Raw genomic sequence first — 20,940 nt, 5'->3', positions numbered from 1 at the left:
TCGGTGCTGGAGTGCTACTTCTCTACGAATACGGCGACGGTGTGGGCGGGGATGGTGAACGTGCCCGTCGCCCGGTCGAAGGCCGCCGTCTTGACGACGGTGTCGGTGCCGCTGCTCTGGACGGGGTGCAGCACCTGTCGGGTCCCGGCGAGGTTCTTGACCGTCTGCGTCTGAGCGGTGGGTGTGGCGTTGTAGACGACGGTGACGGACCGGTAGGTGTCCAGGCCGCGGCCGTCGAGGTGCTGGGTGATGACGCCGGGCTTCTCCGCCTTCGTCCCCGACAGCGGGAAGGTGAGGCGCTTGCCGACGGCGTCGGCCGTGCCGAGGGAGAACAGCGGCGTGGAGCGCTTGATCTTCAGGTACTGCTGGAACTGGGCGGTGGTGTCACTGATCTCGGCGCAGCCGGGGCGCAGCGCCGGGTCGGCCAGCAGCGGCCTCGCGAGCGGCCACTGGGCACTGTTGGACTCGGCGAGCGGCAGGCCGCGGCCGAAGCCGTTGCCGTCCTGGCAGTTCCACTGGATGGCGTTGAACCAGTCGCCGCTGTCGTAGGAGTTGTGGTCCAGGGACTTCGAGCGGAGCAGGTCGGTGCCGCCCTGGGCCATGGACGGGCTCTGGGAGAGGGTGCTCGTGGCGAGCGCGAGGGCCTGGAGGCGGGCTCGGGCCGCCGGGGTGGTGGTGGGGGCCAGCTTGTATGCCAGGGCGTCGAAGAGGGCGAGGTTGTCGTGGGCCTCGACGTAGTTGACGGCTTCGCCGGGGGCGGCGGTGTAGCCGGCCGGGTGGCCGTGGTAATCGATCTGGGCGCCGGTGCGGCGGGTGCCGTCGCTGGTGGTGAAGGCGTAGTCGGCGAGGTTTCCGGTCAGACCGATCTTGACGAGGTCCATGTCGTGGAGCAGGCGGGTCTTCTGCTGCTCGGGTGTGCCGTTGATCTCGGCCCCGTTGGGGGCGGTGAACAGGCCGCTGGCGAAGCCCTGCCGGCGGGGGTCGGCGTCGGAGATGCCGCCGCCGCGGGCGCCGTCACGGAGCCGGTCGTTGAAGGTGCCGATGCCGGTGCCGGCCATGTTCTCCTGGGTGGCCTGCACGAAGCGGGCGTCGTCCGCGACGATTCCGTAGTCCCAGCCTTCGCCGTACAGCAGGCTGGCCTTGCCGTTGATGCCGTCGCGGCCGGGGGTGAGCTTGGCCAGGGAGGACTTGACGTCGAGCATGGTCTGCTTGGGGTCGAGTCCCATGAGGTCGAAGCGGAATCCGTCGATGCGGTAGTGCTTGGCCCAGGTGGTGACGGAGTCGACGACGAGCTTGTTCATCATCGCGTTCTCGGGGGCGGTGTCGGCGCAGCAGCTGTCGCGGGTGACGGTGCCGGTGTCGTCCAGGCGCTGGTAGTAGCCGGGGACGATCTTGTCGAGGACGGAGGCGGGGTCCTGTCCGGCGGCGGCGGTGTGGTTGTAGACGACGTCCATGACGACGCTGAGGCCGGCGTCGTGGAGGGCCTTCACCATCCGGCGGAACTGGACGATGCGGTCGGTTCCGTCGGGCGTGGTGGCGTAGGCGCCCTCGGGGACGGTGAAGTGGAAGGGGTTGTAGCCCCAGTTGTAGGCGTCGCGGGCCTGGGTGGAGGCGACGCATGCCTGCTGCTCGGGCGAGTCGGGGGCCATGGCGTCCATGTCGCAGGATGGGGTGGCCTGGTCGGCGCGGAGTTCGGGGGTGCCGGCGAAGTCGAAGGCGGGCAGGAGCTGGACGGTGGTGACGCCGGCGGCCTTGAGGTCCTTCAGGTGCTTCATGCCGTGCGAGCCGGGCTCGGTGAAGGCGAGGTAGGTGCCGCGCTTGTCGGTGGGCACGCTCGGGTCGGCGGCGGAGAAGTCACGGATGTGGACTTCCTGGATCTGCTGCTTCTCCAGGGGCAGCGCCTTCGGGGAGCGCGTGGCGTCCCAGTCCTCGGGGGCGGTGGCGCGGTCGTCGAGGTCGACGATCTGGCTGCGCTGCGAGTTCGCCGACAACGACAGCGAGTACGGGTCGGTGACGGCGTTGGTGACGGTCTTCTGCGCCGCGGGCGACCACACCTTGACCTGGTAGCGGTAGTACAGGCCTTTCCAGCTCCGCTCGCCGCGCACCGACCACACGCCGGTGGTGCGGTCGAGCGTCAGCGGCAGGATCCGGGACCTGGTGGCGGCGGGGGAGTCGTACAGCTCGACGCTGACGGACTGGGCGGTCGGCGCCCACAGGGACAGGGTCGGGCGGTTGTCGCGGAAGACGGGGCCGAGGGCGGCCTTGCCGGCTTCGGCCGCGTACAGGGCGTCGAGGACGCCGGCGGTCTGCAGACCGGTGGCATCGGCGAGCTGTCCGTCGGGGCCGATGGCCGCGACGGCGCTCTGGCCCTTGACGAGATCGCGTGCCTTGGCGGCCCACGCGGCGGGGAGGCGCAGCGCGCCGAGCTTCGCCAGGTGCGGGTACTTGGCCTTCATGGACTTCGGCAGACCCTCCGGGTCGTACCGCAAGGGGATGGTGGTGCCGCCGGTGATGCCGCTTCCCGCGGCTGCCAGGCCGCCGTCGGGGGCGCTCGCCAGCTGGTACGTGGTGCCGGCGGGGCTGTCCGCGGCGTCCCAGGCGATGAGGTCCGGGGCCAGCCAGTAACCGGAGCGGGGTGCCAGGCTCGGCTTCGGTCTGCCCGGATAGACGCTCAGCGTCTGGGAGGCGGTGCTGTAGGCGAAGGTGGTCTCCGCGCCGTCGGCGGCCACGGTGAACGTGGTCCTGTCACCCGTGGGTCGGGCGGGCAGGCCGAGGCCGGGCTGGGCGGTGTAGGTGCCGGCCGTGAGGTCGGTGGTGGTGAAGGTGGCGATGCCGTCGCCGTCGGGGTCGGTCAGCCAGGACGCCAGGCAGTCGGCGGCCTCGTCCGTCGCACAGCCGAGTTCACTCTGGAAGCTGCCGAGCGCGGTGACCAGCGTGGTGCTGAGGGTGTCGGTGATCCAGTGGGTGACCGGGTCGTAGACGAAGGTGACCTCGGCGCCGCCGGCGGGCACGGTCAGCGGGATGTTCGCGCCTCCCGGCGTCGCGTTCAGGCCGTAGTTGACGGCCCAGCTACGGTCGAGGGCTGCCTTGTAGTTGTACGTGCCGGCGGCCAGGCGTGCCGTCAGTGCCCAGGTGCCGTCGGGGCGGAGCCGCATCTGGGCCTGCTCGCAGTCGGGGGCCCAGTCTCCGGCACAGCCCAGCTGGGTGTCGAAGTCGGAGGCGACTGCGACGGTGTCCGGCTGCGGGGGCGGGGTGTCGGTCTCGGCGGCGAGGGCCGGTATCACGGCGGTGCCGGCGACGAGGCTGAGGGCCAGGGCCGCCGACCTTGTGGTCAGCCGGCCTCGGCCGGGCACGGAGGTGGAACGTGACGTCATGGAACACCTCGTTGTGTCGCGGGGTGGGGTGTGCGGGTACGCCTGCCGACGACGCCGCGGGCAGGCGGGAGCGGGGCCATCGGCGGGAGAAGACGGGGGCGGGTCAGGCGGTGGTCCACCAGGCGGTGGTGTCCGCGGGCAGCACGGTGTGGGTGTCACCGGCCGTGACCCGGTCACTGGCCATGAGGAGCCGGCCGGGGGTGGAGAGGGTGATGGGGGCGCCGGTGACGTTGACGCTGCAGAGGAACACCGCGCCCTCATCGCTCGTACGCTCGAAGCTGAGGACTCCCTCGGCGCTCGGGAGCCAGCGCAGGTTGTCGCCGCCGCCGAGCGCCGGGTGGCTGCGCCGCAGGGCGAGCGCGCTGCGGTACATCTCCAGGGTGGAGTCGGGGTCACCGGTCTGCGCCTGGACGCTGAGGGCCGCCCACGCCTCGGGCTGCGGAAGCCAACTCGGTCCGTCTTCCACGCCGTTGAAGCCGTACGGGGCACAGGTTCCGGACCAGGGGAGCGGGACGCGGCAGCCGTCGCGGAAGCCGTCCTGGCCGGCCCCACGGAAGTAGGCGGGGTCCTGGCGGACCTCGTCGGGCAGGTCGGTGACGTCGGGCAGGCCCAGTTCCTCGCCCTGGTAGATGTAAGCCGACCCGGGAAGGGCGAGCATGAGCAGGGTCGCCGCCCGTGCGCGGCGCAGGCCGAGTTCGCGGTCACCGGCTTCGCGGATCTGGGTGCCCAGGCCCGGCGGGTTGGCGAAACGGGTGGCGTGCCGGGTGACGTCATGGTTGGACAGGACCCAGGTGGCCGGTGCGCCGACCGGCCGCATCGCGCGCAGGGTGTCCTCGATGACGTCACGCAGCGCTTGCGCCTGCCAGGCGGTGGCCAGGTACTGGAAGTTGAACGCCTGATGCAGTTCGTCGGGGCGGACGTAGTTCGCGGTCCGCTCCAGGGTCGGGGTCCATGCCTCGGCGACGCCGATCCGCTCGCCTTCGTACTCCGCGAAGATGGTGTGCCAGTCGCGGTAGATCTCGTGGACGCCGTCCTGGTCGAAGCAGGGACCGGCGTCATTGCCCAGGAGCCGCATCCGCTCGTGGTCGCCGAGATCGGGCAGTCCGTCGGCCTTGACCAGGCCGTGCGCGACGTCGATGCGGAAGCCGTCCACCCCGAGGTCGAGCCAGAACCGCAGGATGGAGCGGAACTCGTCGCGGACCGCCGGGTGGTCCCAGTTGAAGTCGGGCTGCTGGGGCGCGAACAGATGCAGGTACCACTGGCCCGGGGTGCCGTCGGGATTCTTCGAGCGCGTCCAGGCCGGACCGCCGAAGACGGACTCCCAGTCGTTGGGCGGCAGTTCGCCGTGCTCACCCTTGCCGTCGCGGAAGTGGAACCGTTCGCGGATGCGGGAGCCGGGGCCTTCACGCAGGGCCTGCTGGAACCAGGCGTGCTGGTCGGAGCAGTGGTTGGGCACCAGGTCGACGAGGATCCTGAGGCCCAGGCGGTGTGCTTCGCCGATGAGGACGACTGCGTCGTCCAGGGTGCCGAACATCGGGTCGACCACCCGGTAATCCGCGACGTCGTACCCGGCGTCGGCCTGCGGCGAGGAGTAGAACGGCGAGAGCCACACGGCGTCCACGCCGAGGTCGCGCAGGTAGGGCAGGCGGCTGGTGATCCCGGGCAGGTCGCCCATGCCGTCACCGTCGGCGTCGGCGAAGCTGCGTGGGTAGACCTGGTAGATCACCGCCTCCCGCCACCAGTCCGTGGCGGGACGCGACGAGGCGGGCGGGTGGGCGGCAGCGAGCAACTGGGTCATAAAGACGAGTCCTCACGTCAGGGCGCGGCGGAGCGGCACGCCGGCGTGAACAGAGTGCATCGAAGGGCGCGGTGCGCCCGGGGCGGGGCTCAGCCCTTGGTGCCGCCGGCCGTCAGGCCGGCCACGAGGTGCTTCTGCGCGACGTAGAACACCACGCCGGCGGGTACGGCGATGAGTACCGAGGTGGCGGCCAGGTAGTTCCACTGGGAGTTGAACTGGCTGACGTAGGTCTGCAGGCCGACCGCGAGGGTGTATCTCTCCTCGGTGAGCATGAACTTGGAGGCGAAGGCGACCTCGCCCCAGGCGGTGATGAAGGTGTAGAAGGCGGCGACCGCGAGACCGGGCCGGGCCAGGGGGAGGATCAGGCGCCAGAAGGTGCCGAAGGGGGAGAGCCCGTCGATGCGGCCGGCCTCGTCGATCTCGACGGGGATGGTGTCGAAGTAGCCCTTCAGGAGCCAGGCGCAGTACGGCACCGCGGTCGAGCAGTAGATGAGGACCAGACCGCCGTAGGTGTCCAGCAGGCCGAGGCCGCCCATGATCCGGTACAGGGGGACCATGAGGACGGCGACCGGGAACATCTGCGTGAGCAGGAACGTGTACATCAGCGAGCCGCGGCCGAGGAACTTCATCCGGGAGACGGCGTAGGCGGCGCTGGCCGCGATGAGCACACCAATGAGCATGGTGCCGAAGGCGACGATGAGGCTGTTGAACATCCAGGTGCCGAAGCCGGTGTTCCGGATGACGTGGGTGTAGTTGTCCAGCGTCGCGCTGCCCAGGATGCGGGAGGGGTGCTGGTAGTCGTTCTTGTCCGGGCCGAGGGAGATGTAGCAGATCCACAGGACCGGGAAGACGGCGATGAAGGAGCCCGCTGCAAGCAGAGCGTGCAGGGAGACGGAGGCAGGACGTCGCCGGCTGCTGCGCAGGCGGCGGGGATCGGTCGCAGCCGTGAGGCGCCCTGCCGGCGGGGTGGTCGTGGTGGTCATGCGAGGACCCCCTCGTTGTTGCGCTTGAGCCAGCGGCGGTAGACGCTCGTGAAGACCACGAGGAGCGACAGGCACAGGATGCCGACGGTCGCGGAGCGGGCGTAGTCCTGGGGCTGTTGGCCGAAGAAGAGCCGGTAGGCGTAGGTCACGAGGATCTGGACGCTGTCGCTGTTGCCGCCGAAGAGCAGGAAGATCACGTTGAACTGGTTGAAGGTCCAGATCACGCCGAGCAGGATGACGGTGCTGCTGACGGGGCGCAGACCGGGCAGGGTGACGTTGACGAAGCGCTGCCAGGGGGTGGCGCCGTCCATCTCGGCGGCCTCGTAGAGTTCGCGGGGGATGGACTGCAGCCCGCCGAGCATGGAGACCATCATGAACGGCACTCCGCACCAGATGTTCACCGCGATCGCGGCGACCTTCTGCGCGAACGGGTCACTCAGCCATGACGGTCCGTCCAGGCCGATGCCGAGCAGGAGTTGGTTGGCGACGCCGTCGTCGGCGAGGATCAGCCGCCACGCGAAGACCGTCACGAAGGTCGGCACGGCCCAGGGCAGGATGAGCAGCATCCGATAGAAGCCGCGGGCCTTGATCTCCCGGTTGATGGCCACGGCGAAGCCGAGCCCGATGCCGTAGGTGAGCACCACGCAGGCGATGGTCCACACGACGGTCCAGGTGAAGTGTGGCCAGAACTGGTTGTTGGGGCCGGTGAGGATTTCGGTGTAGTTCTTCAGCCCGACCCAGGAGAAGGTATCCGGGATCTCGTTGACGCCGATGGTGCGTCCGACGTTCTGGCTGGTGGCGTCCGTGAACGTCAGGTAGATCCCCTGGATCAGGGGGTAGGCGACGACAGCGCCCAGGACCAGGACGACGGGCACGCACATGGCCCAGGCGTACCAGTACTGGTGGTAGGAGTTCTTGATGCGTCGCATCGGACCGCGGCCGGAGCCCTGGTCGCGGTGGCTCTGGCGGGCAGGCTTGCCCTCGACGACGGTGGTCATCTCGGCACCTCAGGGGACAAGGAGGAAAGGGAGCGTCAGCGGATCGGGCCGCCCCCCCGTGCGGCAGAGGGCGGCCCTCGGTGGGACTTACGGGGTGCTGAACTCCGGCAGGAGCTTCTTCGCCTCGGCGGCGGCCTTGTCCAGGCCGGCCTCGGTGCTCTCCTGCTTCGAGACGATCTTGATCAGCTGAGTCTCGAACGGCGTGTAGAGCGAGGAGTACTCGGCCAGCGGCTGGCGCGGCTTCCCGGCACCCAGCAGCTTCGCGTAGCCGGCGATGCCGGGGTTTGCGGTCACCTCTGCGCTGTAGGCGTCGTCCCTGGTGGGCAGGGTGCCGTTGGCGAGCGCGACCTTCTGCTGAGCGTCCGCGGAGGTCATGAAGGCGATGAACTTCTGCGACGCCTCCTGGTGGGCGGCGTCCGAGCCGGCGTAGGCGACCAGGTTGTGTCCGCCCAGTGGCGCGCCCTGACCGGCGCCGCCCGCGGGCAGGGCAGCGATGCCGAGGTTGTTGCGGTCCTTGAACGCGGAGCCCTTGAAGACGTTCGCGTTCTCCCAGGGGCCCTGGATGATGGAAGCGACCTTGCCGCTGTTGAACGCGTCCATGATGTTGGCGTAGGCGTTGCTGGTGGTGTCGAGCTTGCGCAGGCCCGGGGCGGCGAGGACGGAGTTGAGGGTGTCGATGCCCTTGACGGCGGCCGGCGAGTTCAGGGTGATCTGCTTCTTCTCCGCGTCGACCATGTCGGTGCCCTCGCCATACAGGAACGGCATGGCGTAGTAGGCCTGCGGGTTGAACGCAAAGCCGTCGACGCCGGTCTTCTTCTCCACCTTCGCCATGTCCGCCTTGAGCTCGTCCCAGGTGGCCGGGGCCTCGGTGATGCCCGCCTTCTCGAACAGCGCCTTGTTGTACATCAGGGCCAGCGTGTCGGTGACCTGCGGAACGCCGTAGAGCTTGCCGTCGTACTTCGCCTGCTCGATCAGGTTCGGCTTGAACTTCGCGCTCTCTTCGGCCGCGGGCGTGCCGTCGAGCGGGGCGAGGAAACCTGCCTGGGCGAAGCCGGGCGTCCAGCCGACGTCGGCGCGCAGCACGTCGGGGGCGCCCTTGCTGCCCGCCGCGGTCTGGAACTTGGTCTGGGCGTCACCGAAGGGCACGTTGACGTATTTGACCTTGATGCCCGGGTTGGCCTTCTCGAAGTCCTTGACCAGTGCCTTGAAGGTCCCGGCTTCGTTGGTGGCGTCCGAGGTGTCCCACCAGGTGATCGTCACCGGGCCGGAGCTGTCGGAGTCGGAGCTGCCGCTGGAGCAGGCAGTCGCAGAGATGGTGAGAGCCGCTACGACGACGGCTGCCGCAAGACCACGGCGCATGGGGAACTCCTCGGGGAAAGGTCTGACCGGAACGGTGGCCCGGACGCTGCCGCCGGAGCGGGACGGAACCGGCGGCAGCTGGCGATCAAGCACCTCCCGCACATATCGGCGCACAGGGAGGCCGGGCCGCGGGTGGGCCGCCCCGCCCGCGGGGAGCACGGCTCCTTACGGCTGGGGCGAGCCCTTCGCGAGCTCTTTGTGTCGCAGACGTTAGCAGGTTATTAACAGGAGTTAGTTAACGTTTTTGTAACGCGGAAGTCCGTCGGCTATCTGCCGCTCACGGCCCGGTGCGAATGAGCGAAAGTGCCGTTGGCCTGGGCAAACCGGGAAAGCAACGAGCCCCGTCAGCCGGGGCGGACGGGGCGGGGCGGGAGGAAGGGGCGGTCAGGTGCCGGAGGCAGCGTGAGCCGTTGAGTCCCTCACGATCAGGTGCGTGCCCAGCATCTGGTGGGGATGCTGGTCCTCTCCCCTGATCGTCGAGCACAGCAGATCTGCCGCGGTGCGGCCCTTGGTCGTGATCGCCTGCCGCACGGTGGTCAGACGGGGCCTCATCCAGGAGGCGTCCGGAAGGTCGTCGTAGCCCGTGACGGAGACATCCCTGGGGACCTGCAGCCCCAGGTCGTGCAGAGCGTCCACCGCTCCGAAGGCGAGGATGTCCGACATCGCGACGATCGCGGTGGCGGGCCGGGTCGCCATGAACTCCTTGGTGGCCCGGAAGCCGTCCATGCGCGTGGCGGGAACCTCGACGATCTCGATGTCCGCCAGGCTCAACCCGGCCTCCTCCAGGGCACGGGTCGCCCCGGCCATGCGGCGCTCGAGCGGCCCCCGGTAACCGCGCTCGGCCCGCTCGGGACCCGGATCGATCGACAGGAGCGTGATCCGGCGGTGGTCGAGGTCCAGGACATGCCGTACGGCATCGTAGGCGCCGCCCTCGTCGTCGACGTCCACGCTGGAAACGCCCTCATGAGGGCTGCTGTCCACGAGCACGAAGGGGATACCGCGCCGCCGCAGCTCGGCGACCTCGCCCCGGTCGTGCTCCAGGCCGCACACGATGAAGCCGTCGACCGCCGCGTAGGGAATCGCCTTGAGCATGCTGTCCCGCAACGGGGGAGTGAGCAGCAGCGTGTACCCCTGCTCGTCGCAGACCTGTCCCACGCCCGTGAGGAATCGGGAGTAGTACGGGTTCTCCATGATCCGGGCGAGGTTCTGGGGCAGCAGCACCCCCAGGGACTGGGTCTGGCCGGCCTTGAGCATGCGGGCCAGAGTGTTCGGGGCGTAGCCGAGCTCCTTGGCCGCCGCCAGGATGCGGTCCCGGGTCGCGGTCGAGAGCTTCTCGGGGCTGTTGAACGCGAAGGACACCGCCGACCGTGAAACGCCTGCGATCTTCGCGACGTCGTTGGCTGTAGGTCGCGCCTTCCCGTCGCTCGCCGTGGCCCCGGGCCGTGTGGCCGGCATGTCAGTCCCCCGTGTCGGTAAACGATTACTAACGGTATAGCGTACGGCCGCCCTCCGGCGCCACCAGCGCCAGGAACGATGCCGTTGCCAGCTGTGGAGGATGCTCCGCAGGCGCTCCGTTCGGAGGGGTCATTAACTCATTAATAAATTCAGTTAGCAAACGCCCTGCAACGTTGTCCTGACATTGCGTCACCACCGCTTCGGTGTGGCGGGCAAAGGCAGGAGGACCTGGGTGAAGGGTCGGCCGGGCGTCTTTCGCCGGCCAGATGCGGTATGCGGAACAGATAGGCGACGCGGGAGGCCTGGTCACGCCATTCCTCGATGAGGATGGGTGGTGTCGTCGTCCAGTTCCCGCAAGAGTACGGCGCGGGTGTGTTCGATGATGCTTTCGACAAGGGAGCGGGTTCTCGCCGGCCTGCGTGTTCCCAGCACGTCGGCCAGCGAAAGTCGAGGTGCTCGGCGGCCTTAGGGAGCTTCGCTGGCAGGGTCTTGAGCGCGTGCCTCATCTGTGCCTGCGACAGATTCGACGTCGGGTAGGCGAGTACCGGGGCCGCCTGGGACAGCCGAAGGGCTCCGGCTGGTGGCGACCTGCGCCCGCATTCACCTCGGCGGGCCCATCGTGCTCGTCCGGGACAACGTGCGCCTCCGTCCCACTGCCGTTATGCGGGAGTTCATCGCTGCGAACGCCACCTGGCCCACCGTCTCCCAGCTGCCCGCCCCACATCCGACCTGAACCCCCAGGAGGGCATGCGGTCGCTGGTCAAACGCGACCTCGGAAACCTCACCCCAGCCGACCTCGCCCAGATCACCCGGGCTGCGGCGTGCGAAGACTCAAGCAGATCCAGTAACGGCCCGACCTGGTCGACGGCTGTCTGCTGGCGCTGGCCCAATGATGGGCGAAGACCGACATGACGCCCTCCGTGAGGTGCGGGGGTATTCGATGGAAGACCGAACCTCCTGGCTGACAGGCTGTGGCTATGAGTCACCAGCCCAACGACGAATCCGACCTTTCCTGGTTGGGCAAGCCGATCGATGCTCGCCCGCTCTTCGGGCCGGAACTGGCGTCGCTTCTTGACCTGCTGGGCGGTCTGCGGCGCAATGAGTGGCGCAGGGCCGCGGTTCCGGGCTGGAGCGTGCACGATCTTGCCGCCCACATCCTCGGCGATTACCACGGCCGACTCGGCTGGAGCGCAGAGAGCCACCAGCGCGCCAGGGCGGCTGGGGAGACGCTGGAAGCGTTCATCCACCGGGTCAACCGCGAATGGATCGGCCTCCACGCCGATCACAGTGCCGCCGAGCTCATCGAGGCCCTGGAACGGGCCGGGACCCAGGTTGCCCGCCAGTTCGAGGGTGACGACCTCGACGCAATGGGCCTGGGCGTGTCCTGGGCAGGCGCCGACCCGGCGCCCAAGTGGCTCGATATCGCCCGGGAGTTCACCGAGTACTGGACCCACCGCCAGCAGATCCGCCACGCCACCGGCCGGGACACCGACCTGGAGCCCAACACACTGTCCACGGTCCTGGACACCTTCATGCGGGCCTTGCCCCACACACTGCGTCACACACCCGCACCCGCCGGGACACAACTCCAAGTGGCCATCGATGCCCCAGCCGTCGGCACCTGGACCGTGACCGCCACCGCGGACCGCTGGTCCTTGGCCGAAGCACCCAGCGGCCGGCCGGCCACGTCAGTGCGGCTGGATCCAGAGACCGCCTGGCGACTTTGCACCCGCGGCATTGACCCCTGCACCGCCCTCGCCCGGGCCCGCATCAGCGGGGAGCGCCAGATTGCCGAAGCCGCCTGCCAGATCGTGTCCATCGTCTACTGACACCGACGGCGGCGGCGATGATTTGTGCCCAGGCCTCATCGAGGGAGCCGGGCAGGGCGGTGCTGGCGAGCCGACTGGCCCCATGGGAAGCGTCACTGTTGGGCTCACACCGCCGTCGCGTCCGCCGCCAAGGGCGGTCGACCTGCGCGGGGGACAGGGCGTGCTCGATGGCCAGGATGCCGGCGCCCAGCGCGCCTGCGTTCTCGCCCATCCGGCTCGGCCACGGGCGGGTTGCTGTTCGCGGCGATCGTCATCGACGCCCTGGCACGACGCTCGCAGGAGGCACATGGCCGGGCATGAGCAGGGGCCAGCCGCGGAGGGGGAGACGTCACGAGCGTCTCGGCGGTCGGATCCATCCTAGGGACCGCTGGACGGCTCGCTGCCAGCAGTCGTACTCATACTCCCGCCGTTCGGGGTCCATGTCCGGCAGCCACTGGGCGGCCCGGTGCCAGTTGCGGCGCAGGATGGCCAGATCCGGCCAGTAGCCCACGGCGAGGCCGGCGGCGTAGGCCGCGCCCAGGGACACCGTCTCGGCGACGAGGGGCCGGACCACGGGCACGTCGAGCACGTCGGCGAGGAACTGCATGAGCAAGTGGTCGGACGTCATGCCTCCGTCCACCTTGAGCTCGTTCAGGGCGAGCGCGGAGTCGGCGTTCATGGCGTCGACGACTTCTCGTGTCTGCCAGGCGGTGGCCTCCAGGACGGCTCGGGCCAAATGCCCCTTGGTGATGTAGGAGGTGAGCCCGACGATGACGCCTCGGGCGTCGCTGCGCCAGTGGGGTGCGAACAGGCCGGAGAAGGCGGGGACGATGTAGCAGCCGCCGTTGTCCTCGACGGTGCGCGCCAGGGTTTCGATCTCGGGTGCGCTGCTGATCAGGCCCAGACGGTCACGGAACCACTGGACCAGCGAACCGGTGACGGCGATCGGGCCCTCCAGGGCGTAGACCGTGGGCTGCTTGGCAATCTTGTACGCGACGGTGGTGAGCAGCCCGTGCCGGGACCGTACGAGGTCGGTACCGGTGTTCATCATCAGGAAGCTGCCGGTCCCGTACGTGCATTTCGCCTCGCCGGGCGAGAAACAGGTCTGTCCGAACAGAGCCGCCTGCTGGTCGCCCAGGGCCGCCGCGATGCGCACGCCCGGCAGCACAGTGCGGGCCTCGCCGTAGATCTCCGCCGAGGAGCGGATCTCCGGCAGCATCGCACGCGGGACCCCGAAGAACTCCATCAACACGTCATCCCAGGTCAGCGTGCGGATGTCGATGAGCATCGTACGGCTGGCATTGGTGGCGTCGGTGATGTGCAGTCCGCCGTCCGTACCGCCGGTGAGATTCCAGATCAGCCAGCTCTCCATCGTGCCGAACAGCACCTCCCCGTCCCGGGCGCGCTGCTCCAGCCCGGCGACGTGGTCGAACAGCCAGCGGATACGGGGCGCGGAGAAGTAGGTCGAGGGAGGCAGGCAGCAGCGCTCGAGGAAGAACTCGTTCCCGGGCTGGATCCTCAGGTCCTCCACGAGCGGCGCGGTGCGGGTGTCCTGCCAGACGATCGCCCTGCCCAGCGGAACGCCGGTCCGCCGGTCCCACAGCACGGTCGTCTCCCGCTGGTTGGCGATGCCGACGGCGGAGATCTGTCCGGGGTCCAGGCCGGCGTTCGACAGTGCCTCGGGCACGATGCGCTGGAGATTGCGCCAGATCTCGACGGCGTCGTGCTCGACCCACCCGGGCCGGGGGAAGTACTGCTGATGCTCCCGCTGGGCGACCGACACCAGCCGTCCGCCGTGGTCGAACAGCATGCATCGTGTGGAGGTGGTGCCCTGGTCGATGGACATCACATACCGTTCAACCATGATCGGGCCTGCTTTCCGATGGGTCACTCAGGCGCTGGGACCTACCAGCGGGCCGCGCCCAGATCTCTGGAGATCGCCCGTGCCGCCTCCCGTAGCAAGGTGATCAGGGCCGGTTGAGGTCGGCCTTTGGTGTCGCAGATCCGCTCGACGGGGCCAGAGACGCCGATCGCGCCCACCACGAGACCGCCCTGCCCCCGGATCGGTGCGGCGATTCCGGCTTCGCCCATGGTCAATTCCTGCACCTCGGCGCCCCAGCCGAGGTCCCGGATCTCGGCGAGCGCCCGGTTGAGGTCGTCTCGGTGGACCAGGGTGTGCCGGGTGTAAGCCTCCAGTTCGGTCTCCAGCAGGGGGGCGACGGGCGCGGTGCCGAAGGCCAGCAGGACCTTGCCGAGCGAGGAGGCGTGCAGCGGCAGCAGCGCGCCCACGTCCAGGGTCTGGAGGGTGTCGTCCGGCCGGAACACGTGGTGGATGACGAGCACTCTGCCCTCCAGCGGCGTGCCCAGGCGGACGGTCTCCCCGCTGCGGCCGGCCAGGGCGTCGGCCCAGTTGAGGGAGCGCGAACGCAGTTCGTTGACGTCGAGGTAACTGGTGCCGAGGTGCAACAGCGCCCCGCCGAGCTGGTATTTACCGGTCGCCGGGTCCTGCTCCACGAAGTCCACGTGTTGCAGCGTGCGCAGAATCCCGTGGGCTGTGCCCTTGGCCAGCCCGAGGGACGACGCCACCTCACCGAGACCCAGCCGCTTGGAGCCGCCGGCGAGCAGACGCAAGATCGCTGCTGCCCGTTCTATGGACTGGACCGGGCCGGTCATGAAGCGATAGTAGTCCGAGTTCACCCCGATTTAGACCTGCGTTCGGTAATGCCGACCCCTGTTCGTTGACCGGCCCTATTCCCCTCCTTAGCGTGTCATGACGCCCGGCTCCCGGCCGGACGACGCTTGCCTGAGGAGGAGGGCCCATGACCATGGCGCAGCTCGGCACCGCGCCTCGCGGGGAGGTGGAACACATCCTTCCAGTGCCGCACGCCGCGGGGGCGGTCTCATCGCTACGTCGGCACGTACGCGCGGTCCTCACCGACTGGAAGCTGACGGGCGACGTCCTCGAAGACGTGCTCCTGGTGGTCTCGGAACTGCTCACCAATGCGATCGTGCACGCCCTGCCGCCGGCGACGCTAAGGCTGACGCGGGGCCCGGTGGACCAGCGCGGCGTCGTACGCGTCGAGGTGACCGACACCGGACCTGCGCCTCCGGCACAAGTGCCGACAGCTGCCTGTGACCCGGACGAGCACGGCCGAGGTCTTGGCATCGTCGCCACGCTGTCGGTTCGGTGCGGCGTGCAAGTGCACTCCGGCGGGACCAGCCGGTGGGCAGAGGTGCTCGTGGGGTGCGGCGGGTCGGGCGGAACCGCGGAAGGCGTCACCGGGGGAGTGACGGCAGGTCGGTCCGCGATACCAGGCTGAACGCTATGAGCGAACCGTCTCCAGGCTCGCCCGGCCTGAGGTAGCCGGAGAGCGCACAGTGCCGCAGGGCCGAGTAGTTGACCAGAGACTCGCCCTTGCGGCGTGTCTCCCGTTTGAACGACGGCCGCAGCAGGTCCGCTCCGCGTGAAGCCACGTCGGCCTCGAACTCTTTGAAGGTGAAGCCTTGTCCGCGATGAGCTGCAGGCCGGGCCGTTTAGTGATCGTGCCCGGCTCGTGATCCAGCATGACCATCAGCACCTCGCGCTCGTCCAGCTTCGGATTCGCCAGGGCCCACAGGACGGGCATGCCGGCCGGGGTGCACACCAAGTACAGCCGCAGTCCCCGGAAGAACCGCGTGGCTGGCCCAGTACCCCTATCCGGCCCAGTCGGCCAGGTCGGGGCGCTGCACCGTGGGCCGAGAGCGGCCGCACTCCACCGGAGTGGAGTCGATGATCCAGTGGTTGTCGAACCAGAAGCCGGTGTCCGTCGCAAGGAGTCGTATCACGCGCTTGACCAGTGGCGGGGCGGCCCGCAGCCACTGGTTTCAGCCCGGCTGCTGGCGTACGTACGGGAACATGGACCCCAGCCGGGAGTGGACGAACCGCAGTCATCTGGGCTCCGAGGCAAAGCCCGGCATGGCCTGGGCGACGGCGAGGCAGACGAGCTCGGAGTCCGTCAATCGCGGTGGTGGCCCAGCCATCGGGCATCCGATCTCGTCGTCGATCTCCACGTACAGTGCGGTCAGCAGGGCGTCCAGGTCATTCACCACAGAACGGTCTTGAACGCCCCGGACGGCTGGTCGATGCGTCTCGCTGGGTTGCCGCCTTGGGCCGGTGGGCCGACCTGCGCACACTGGAACTGTGCACGAACTACTCGTCGGCGGGATGGCGGAGCGTGAGGATCTGCTCGCTGCAGCCGTCGTCGAAGCCGTCGAAGGAACCGGCGCGTACGCGGGGAGTGTCTTTCTCCGCTCCCGCGACCGTCGGTCGATCGTGCTCGCCGCGACCTGCGGGATACCACCTTCTCTGCTCGGTGGCTGGTACCTCATTCCGGTGAGCAGTCCCATCCCGGTCGCCGCAGCCTACAAATCTGGGCGTACGGTCCACCTGGCCGACGCCGACGAGACGATGCGCCGGTTTCCTCAGCTAGCGGTAGCTCTGCCGTATGCCTTTGGCTCTTGCTCCGTGCCGGTAGGCGCAGGTGAGGAGACCTTCGGGGCGCTGGCGATCGTATGGGCAGCGTCACCCGGCAGCGAAGGGCTGTCCAAGGCCCAGCGCCGCCGGGTGCGGACCATCGCCAAACGGCTCGGTGCCTCCCTCGCCGATCTCCGCGCCCGTACCGGCGATCCCCTTGAGTGCGACCCGCAGACGATTCCCGTCGAGACCCCAGCTCCCTCTGCACCGGCCGTGAGGGTCGGCCTGTTCGACTGGGATCTTGTGAACGGCACCGTCACCGTGGACGACGAGCTCTGCGCGATCTTCGGTCTCGCCCCCCGTGTATTCGACGGACGAGCCGAAACGCTGGCTTCCTGCTTGCACCCCGGCGACCGAGCCGCCCTTCGAGCGGCCGCCCGCGCGGCAGCCGCCGGGGGCCGGATCACATCGCGGCGCCTGCGCGTACGGGATCGCGGGGACGGCGGCGAGGGGTACCGCACGGTCGAGTTGTGGGGCCGCGCCCCGGCCAACGAGGTACGGGCACGCACCCACCTGGTCGGCACGGTCGTCGACGCGCAGGCCGGCAGCGCGGCCGTCGCCGCGGTCGAACGACTGCGGGACGGGGTGTTCTCCCTCGCCCCCGACGGGCGGGTGACCTACGCCAACCACAGCGCCCTGCAGCTGCTGGGCGTGCGCGGCGAGGATGTGCTGGGTCAGGTTCTCTGGGACGTGCTGCCGTGGCTGTCCGATCCCGATATCGAGCACCGGCACCGGTCCGCGATGATCTCGCAGGCGCCGGTCGACTTCCTGGCCTGCCGGCCACCCGACCGGTGGCTCGACTTCTCCCTCCATCCGGAAGCGGACGGAGTAACCGGCCGGGTGGTGGCCTCCGGGCAACCGCCCCCCACCTCAACGCCAACAGCCTCCTCGGCCGAGACGGCAACCGCTGCCACACCGGCGCGCCTGGGCGTCATCCACCACGTCCTGCAGCTGGGCAGCGCGCTGACCGAGGCGGTCACCGCCCGCGAAGTCTGCGAAGTCATCTCCGACCAGCTCCTCCCAGCCTTCGGAGGCCAGCAGCTGGCGATCTATGTGGTCCGCGACGGAACGATGCGTCTGCTCTACCACACCGGCCACCACGAAGACTTCCTCGACTGGCTGGAGGGCGTACCACTGCATGCCTGCCTGCCCGGTACGGAGACCCTGACCTCCGGCGCTCCCCTCTTCATCGAGTCGCAGCAGGACCTCTCCCAGGGCTACCCGGGCATCCCCACGGGGGAAGTGAGCTCTTGGGCGTACCTGCCACTGATCGCCTCCAGCCACCCTGTCGGCACCTGTGTCCTCGGCTTCGATGACATCCGCCGCTTCACGGAGAAGGACCGCGGCGTCCTCACCGCACTCGCCGGGCTGATCGCCCAGGCTCTGGAACGAGCGCGGCTCTACGACTCGGAGTTCGCCCTCGCGCGCGGCCTGCAGCAGGCGCTCCTGCCGCACCGACTGCCAGTAGTCCCGGGCATCCGCACTGCCGCGCGCTATCTGCCCGGCACCAGCGGAATGGACATCGGCGGCGACTGGTACGACGTAATCCCCACCGGTAGCGGGGTCTCTCTCGTCATCGGAGACGTGGAAGGGCACAGCATCGCCGCCGCAGCCACAATGGCCCAGCTGCGCAGTGCCGTACGGGCCTTCGCCGCAGTAGGCCATACACCTGGCGATGTGATGGCGGGCGCCAACCGGACCCTCATCGACCTCGACCCCGGGCTGCTGGCCAGCTGCTGTTACATCCACCTCGATCCCCCCGGCCATCACGCCTACGCCGTCACCGCCGGCCACCCCCCGCCCCTGCTCCGCCGTCCCAACGCGACGACCAACGCCCTGGAACTGGACGTCGGCCCACTCCTCGGTGTGGACCACACAAGCGCCTATCCAGCAACCCGGATCGACCTGACGCCAGGGTCCGTCCTCGCCCTCTACACCGACGGACTGGTCGAGGAGCGCGGCGCCGACATCAACGTGGGGATTGACCGCCTGCGAGCATCCCTGGCCCACGCCCCTGCGGCCTCGTTGGACCAACTCGCCGACCGGCTTCTGCACAACGCCCGAGGCTCCTTGTACCGAGCCGACGACATCGCCCTGCTGCTCGCCGAGTTCTCTTCCGGTCACGGTGCTGAGGCGACACCTGATCATGGTGTCGTTCTTCGCTGACTCGGCAAAACGCTAGGGTGGTGCGCCGGCAATCGCGGGCTTACGTCTCTTGCTGGTTTTTGATGGCTGGCGGAGTGACCTTGGTGAGATAGTCGGCGAGGGATTTGAGGATCTCGTCGGCGGTCTTGGTCCAAGTGAAGGGTTCCTGCGCGACGGACGGCCCTACGAGGCCGTCCCTCCCACTGCCTGGCAGCTTGACAATCGGCATGAGGATCCTCGGGTGGGAGGGGGGTTTGGGGTTCCGCCGTCATGTGCCGGTCTGGTCAGCTGGGTCAGGCGGTTCGATCTCGGTCAGCTTGCTTCGCAGGTGGGCCCGTTCGGGTTCGGTGCCGGCCAGGTCGAGTGCTTCCCGGTAGGCCGACGCGGCCTCGGGCAATCGGCCGAGCCGGTGCAGCAGGTCTCCCCGGGCGGCCGGGTAGGGGTGGTGACCGCGCAGCCGCGGCTCGCCGACCAGCTCGTCGAGCAGCGCCAGGCCCGCCTCCGGGCCGTCGCGCATCGCCACCGCCACCGCCCGGTTCAGCTCGACGACGGGGGACGGCGTGAGCGCGAGCAGCACGTCATAGAGCGCTACGACCTGCGGCCAGTCCGTGGTCGCGAGGTCGGCGGCCTCGTCGTGCAGGGCAGCGATGGCGGCCTGCACCCCGTACGGGCCGGGCGGCCCGCCCGTCAGCGCGTAGACCACCAAGCCACGGCCCTCCTCGATCATCGGGCGGTCCCAGCGTCCGCGGTCCTGGTCATCGAGCAGCACCAGCTCGCCGTCCGGACCGGTCCGGGCGTCGCGCCGCGCGTGGATCAGCAGCATCAGCGCGAGCAGGCCGGCAACCTCCCGCTCGGCGGGCAGCAGCCGGTGCAGGATCCGCGCCATCCGGATGGCCTCCGCGGCGAGGTCGAGCCGTTGCAGCTGCGGGCCGGAGCTGGCCGTGTAGCCCTCGGTGAAGACCGAGTAGATGACCTGGAGTACCCCGGGCAGGCGTTCCGGCAGCTCGTCGGCGCCGGGTACGCGGAACGGGATGCGCGCCTCGCGAATCTTCTTCTTCGCCCGAACGATCCGCTGGGCCATCGTCGCAGTGGGGACCAGCAGGGCCCGCGCGACCTCGGGCGTCGTCAGACCGGCCAGACAGCGCAGGGTCAGCGCCATGCGATCCTCCGCGGCGAGAGCGGGGTGGGCGCAGGTGAAGAACAGCTGCAGCCGTTCGTCGGGCAAGTCGCCGCCGGCGTCCGCGGGCGGGGCGGGGTCGGCGCGGTCCGCCTCTGCCTGCAAGATGGCGAGACGGGCGGCGTATGCCTGGTCCCGCCTCAGACGGTCGACGGCCTTCCGCCGCGCCGTGGTCAGCAGCCAGGCGCCGGGCCTGGCCGGGACGCCTTCCACGGGCCAGTGCACCAGAGCCGCCTCCACGGCCTCGGAGGTGACCTCCTCGGCCAGGTCGAGATCGCCGAAACGGCGGACGAGGGAGGCCAGCAGCCGGCCGCGTTCCTCGCGGAACACCGACTCCACCGCCGACTGGCCGGGCCACTGGCCGGGGGGCTCCATGGGCGTCTCGAGTCCTGAGGCTCCCTCGTCCCTCACGTCAGGCCCCGAATTCGGCGATCGGACGCACCACGACCGACCCGCTGCCGCGCGCGCCAGGACAGCGGGTGGCCCAGTCGAGCGCGACATCCAGGTCTGGTACGTCGATGACATAGAAGCCGCCGAGGACCTCGCGCGTCTCGGCGAACGGCCCGTCGGTGACCGTCCGCCTGCCGTCCTGGCTGACCCGCACCGTCGTGGCGGTGACGAGATCCGCCAGTGACTCCCCGGACACCCAGATCCCGGCGTCCTTCACCTCCTTGTCGTAGCTCATCCAGTCCTCGAAAGTGCACTCGGCGGCTCCGCCGTCCTCGTCGATCGCACCAGCGTTGATCAGCAGCATGTACTTCATGGTCCGACTCCTGTCAGGTCCTGTGGTTTCCTCGAGCGGCGGGTCGCCGTACACCATGACAACGAACGGGACACGCTCAGATCGACAGCTCCTCGAAGATTTTCTCCGGGACAAGCTCAGCGCCCATGCTGGTTCTCACAACGGAAACGATCGTTCGTGATACACGAAGATCAACACGACGTTTCCGCAGGTCGCGACTGTAACGCTTCCCACGTAAGCGCCCATGTAGCGAAGACCCCTTCGCAATGCGTTTCGATCATGAAAATCGGCGTTGCCCGTGTATCGGCCCGCGACCATCATCCCGAAGCCCAAGAAGACGCGCTCCGCGCGGCCGGCTGCGAGAAGATCTTCACTGGCAAGGCCTCCGGCAAGCTCGCCCGCCGACCCGATCTTGGCAAGGCGCTGTTGGTCGCTCGCGAGGGCTCGTGATCACCAAACTCGACCGGCTCGGCCGCTCCCTGGAAACCTGATCGAACTGTCCAGGGAGCTCCAAGCGGGGCGTTGGCTTGGCTGTCCTCGATCAGGCATCGACACCTCCACCGCGGTCGGCAGGATGTTCTTCCAGAT

17 protein-coding genes are annotated in these 20,940 nt (G+C 69.1%); 4 read left to right on the top strand and 13 right to left on the bottom strand.

All coding sequences use genetic code 11. The features are described from left to right. Window positions 1-14: 14 nt before the first annotated feature. The 6 genes from pulA to M8H82_RS27865 all read right to left on the bottom strand — a co-directional run bounded on the left by pulA (window position 15) and on the right by M8H82_RS27865 (window position 9,967). The gene (pulA, locus tag M8H82_RS27890) at window positions 15-3,374 is read right to left on the bottom strand and encodes a pullulanase-type alpha-1,6-glucosidase (RefSeq protein ID WP_250077828.1); all 3,360 of its coding nucleotides are present in this window, start codon (window positions 3,372-3,374) and stop codon (window positions 15-17) included. 103 nt (window positions 3,375-3,477) lie between these two features. After that, entirely contained in the window at window positions 3,478-5,172 is a 1,695-nt protein-coding gene (locus M8H82_RS27885; RefSeq protein ID WP_250077827.1) for a glycoside hydrolase family 13 protein, read from the bottom strand. An 89-nt stretch (window positions 5,173-5,261) separates the two neighbouring features. Then, window positions 5,262-6,155: a sugar ABC transporter permease gene (locus M8H82_RS27880; RefSeq protein WP_250077826.1), complete on the bottom strand. Its 894-nt coding sequence runs from the start codon at window positions 6,153-6,155 to the stop codon at window positions 5,262-5,264. Further along, window positions 6,152-7,153: a carbohydrate ABC transporter permease gene (locus tag M8H82_RS27875; protein ID WP_250077825.1), complete on the bottom strand. Its 1,002-nt coding sequence runs from the start codon at window positions 7,151-7,153 to the stop codon at window positions 6,152-6,154. The genes M8H82_RS27880 and M8H82_RS27875 overlap by 4 nt, the downstream gene beginning before the upstream one ends. 87 nt (window positions 7,154-7,240) lie before the next feature. After that, window positions 7,241-8,512: an extracellular solute-binding protein gene (locus M8H82_RS27870; protein ID WP_250077824.1), complete on the bottom strand. Its 1,272-nt coding sequence runs from the start codon at window positions 8,510-8,512 to the stop codon at window positions 7,241-7,243. 384 nt (window positions 8,513-8,896) lie between these two features. After that, complete coding sequence (locus M8H82_RS27865; RefSeq protein WP_250077823.1) at window positions 8,897-9,967, bottom strand: LacI family DNA-binding transcriptional regulator; 1,071 nt, start codon at window positions 9,965-9,967, stop codon at window positions 8,897-8,899. 977 nt (window positions 9,968-10,944) lie between these two features. Between M8H82_RS27865 and M8H82_RS27860 the strand changes: the two genes are divergently transcribed. Then, the gene (locus M8H82_RS27860) at window positions 10,945-11,796 is read left to right on the top strand and encodes a maleylpyruvate isomerase family mycothiol-dependent enzyme (RefSeq protein ID WP_250077822.1); all 852 of its coding nucleotides are present in this window, start codon (window positions 10,945-10,947) and stop codon (window positions 11,794-11,796) included. Window positions 11,797-12,124: 328 nt separating this feature from the next. Here the strand turns inward: M8H82_RS27860 and glpK are convergent, their stop codons facing one another. After that, window positions 12,125-13,639 carry a glycerol kinase GlpK gene (gene glpK, locus M8H82_RS27855; protein ID WP_250077821.1) on the bottom strand — a complete coding sequence of 505 codons (1,515 nt, stop codon included), beginning with the start codon at window positions 13,637-13,639 and terminating at the stop codon, window positions 12,125-12,127. A gap of 41 nt (window positions 13,640-13,680) precedes the next feature. Continuing rightward, complete coding sequence (locus M8H82_RS27850; RefSeq protein WP_250077820.1) at window positions 13,681-14,448, bottom strand: IclR family transcriptional regulator; 768 nt, start codon at window positions 14,446-14,448, stop codon at window positions 13,681-13,683. A gap of 146 nt (window positions 14,449-14,594) precedes the next feature. Here M8H82_RS27850 and M8H82_RS27845 point away from each other — a divergent pair, with 146 nt between their 5' ends. Then, on the top strand, window positions 14,595-15,095 hold the full coding sequence (locus M8H82_RS27845) for an ATP-binding protein (protein ID WP_250077819.1): 501 nt from the start codon (window positions 14,595-14,597) through the stop codon (window positions 15,093-15,095). Window positions 15,096-15,468: 373 nt separating this feature from the next. Here the strand turns inward: M8H82_RS27845 and M8H82_RS36490 are convergent, their stop codons facing one another. After that, entirely contained in the window at window positions 15,469-15,600 is a 132-nt protein-coding gene (locus tag M8H82_RS36490; protein ID WP_284049424.1) for a hypothetical protein, read from the bottom strand. A 102-nt stretch (window positions 15,601-15,702) separates the two neighbouring features. After that, entirely contained in the window at window positions 15,703-15,861 is a 159-nt protein-coding gene (locus M8H82_RS27840) for a hypothetical protein (RefSeq protein WP_250077818.1), read from the bottom strand. 118 nt (window positions 15,862-15,979) lie between these two features. On the opposite strand from M8H82_RS27840, the gene M8H82_RS27835 reads away from it, so the two are divergent. Next, entirely contained in the window at window positions 15,980-18,454 is a 2,475-nt protein-coding gene (locus tag M8H82_RS27835) for a SpoIIE family protein phosphatase (RefSeq protein WP_284049430.1), read from the top strand. Window positions 18,455-18,494: 40 nt separating this feature from the next. Here M8H82_RS27835 and M8H82_RS27830 read toward each other — a convergent pair whose 3' ends face one another. From M8H82_RS27830 to M8H82_RS27820, 3 genes are read right to left on the bottom strand one after another with little or no spacing between them, the layout of a single operon-like run. Then, the gene (locus tag M8H82_RS27830; RefSeq protein ID WP_250077816.1) at window positions 18,495-18,662 is read right to left on the bottom strand and encodes a hypothetical protein; all 168 of its coding nucleotides are present in this window, start codon (window positions 18,660-18,662) and stop codon (window positions 18,495-18,497) included. A 39-nt stretch (window positions 18,663-18,701) separates the two neighbouring features. Beyond that, a complete protein-coding gene (locus M8H82_RS27825; protein WP_250077815.1) occupies window positions 18,702-19,985 on the bottom strand; it encodes an RNA polymerase sigma factor in 1,284 nt (427 codons plus the stop codon). A gap of 37 nt (window positions 19,986-20,022) precedes the next feature. After that, on the bottom strand, window positions 20,023-20,373 hold the full coding sequence (locus tag M8H82_RS27820; RefSeq protein ID WP_250077814.1) for a YciI family protein: 351 nt from the start codon (window positions 20,371-20,373) through the stop codon (window positions 20,023-20,025). Window positions 20,374-20,631: 258 nt separating this feature from the next. Here M8H82_RS27820 and M8H82_RS27815 point away from each other — a divergent pair, with 258 nt between their 5' ends. After that, complete coding sequence (locus tag M8H82_RS27815; protein ID WP_250077813.1) at window positions 20,632-20,802, top strand: recombinase family protein; 171 nt, start codon at window positions 20,632-20,634, stop codon at window positions 20,800-20,802. Window positions 20,803-20,940: the final 138 nt, after the last annotated feature.

The sequence above is a fragment of the Streptomyces sp. YS415 genome (assembly GCF_023544665.1).
Taxonomy (GTDB): domain Bacteria; phylum Actinomycetota; class Actinomycetes; order Streptomycetales; family Streptomycetaceae; genus Streptomyces.
The sequence above is the reverse complement of the archived record's forward strand: the minus strand, read 5'-3'. Positions and strand labels throughout refer to the sequence as shown.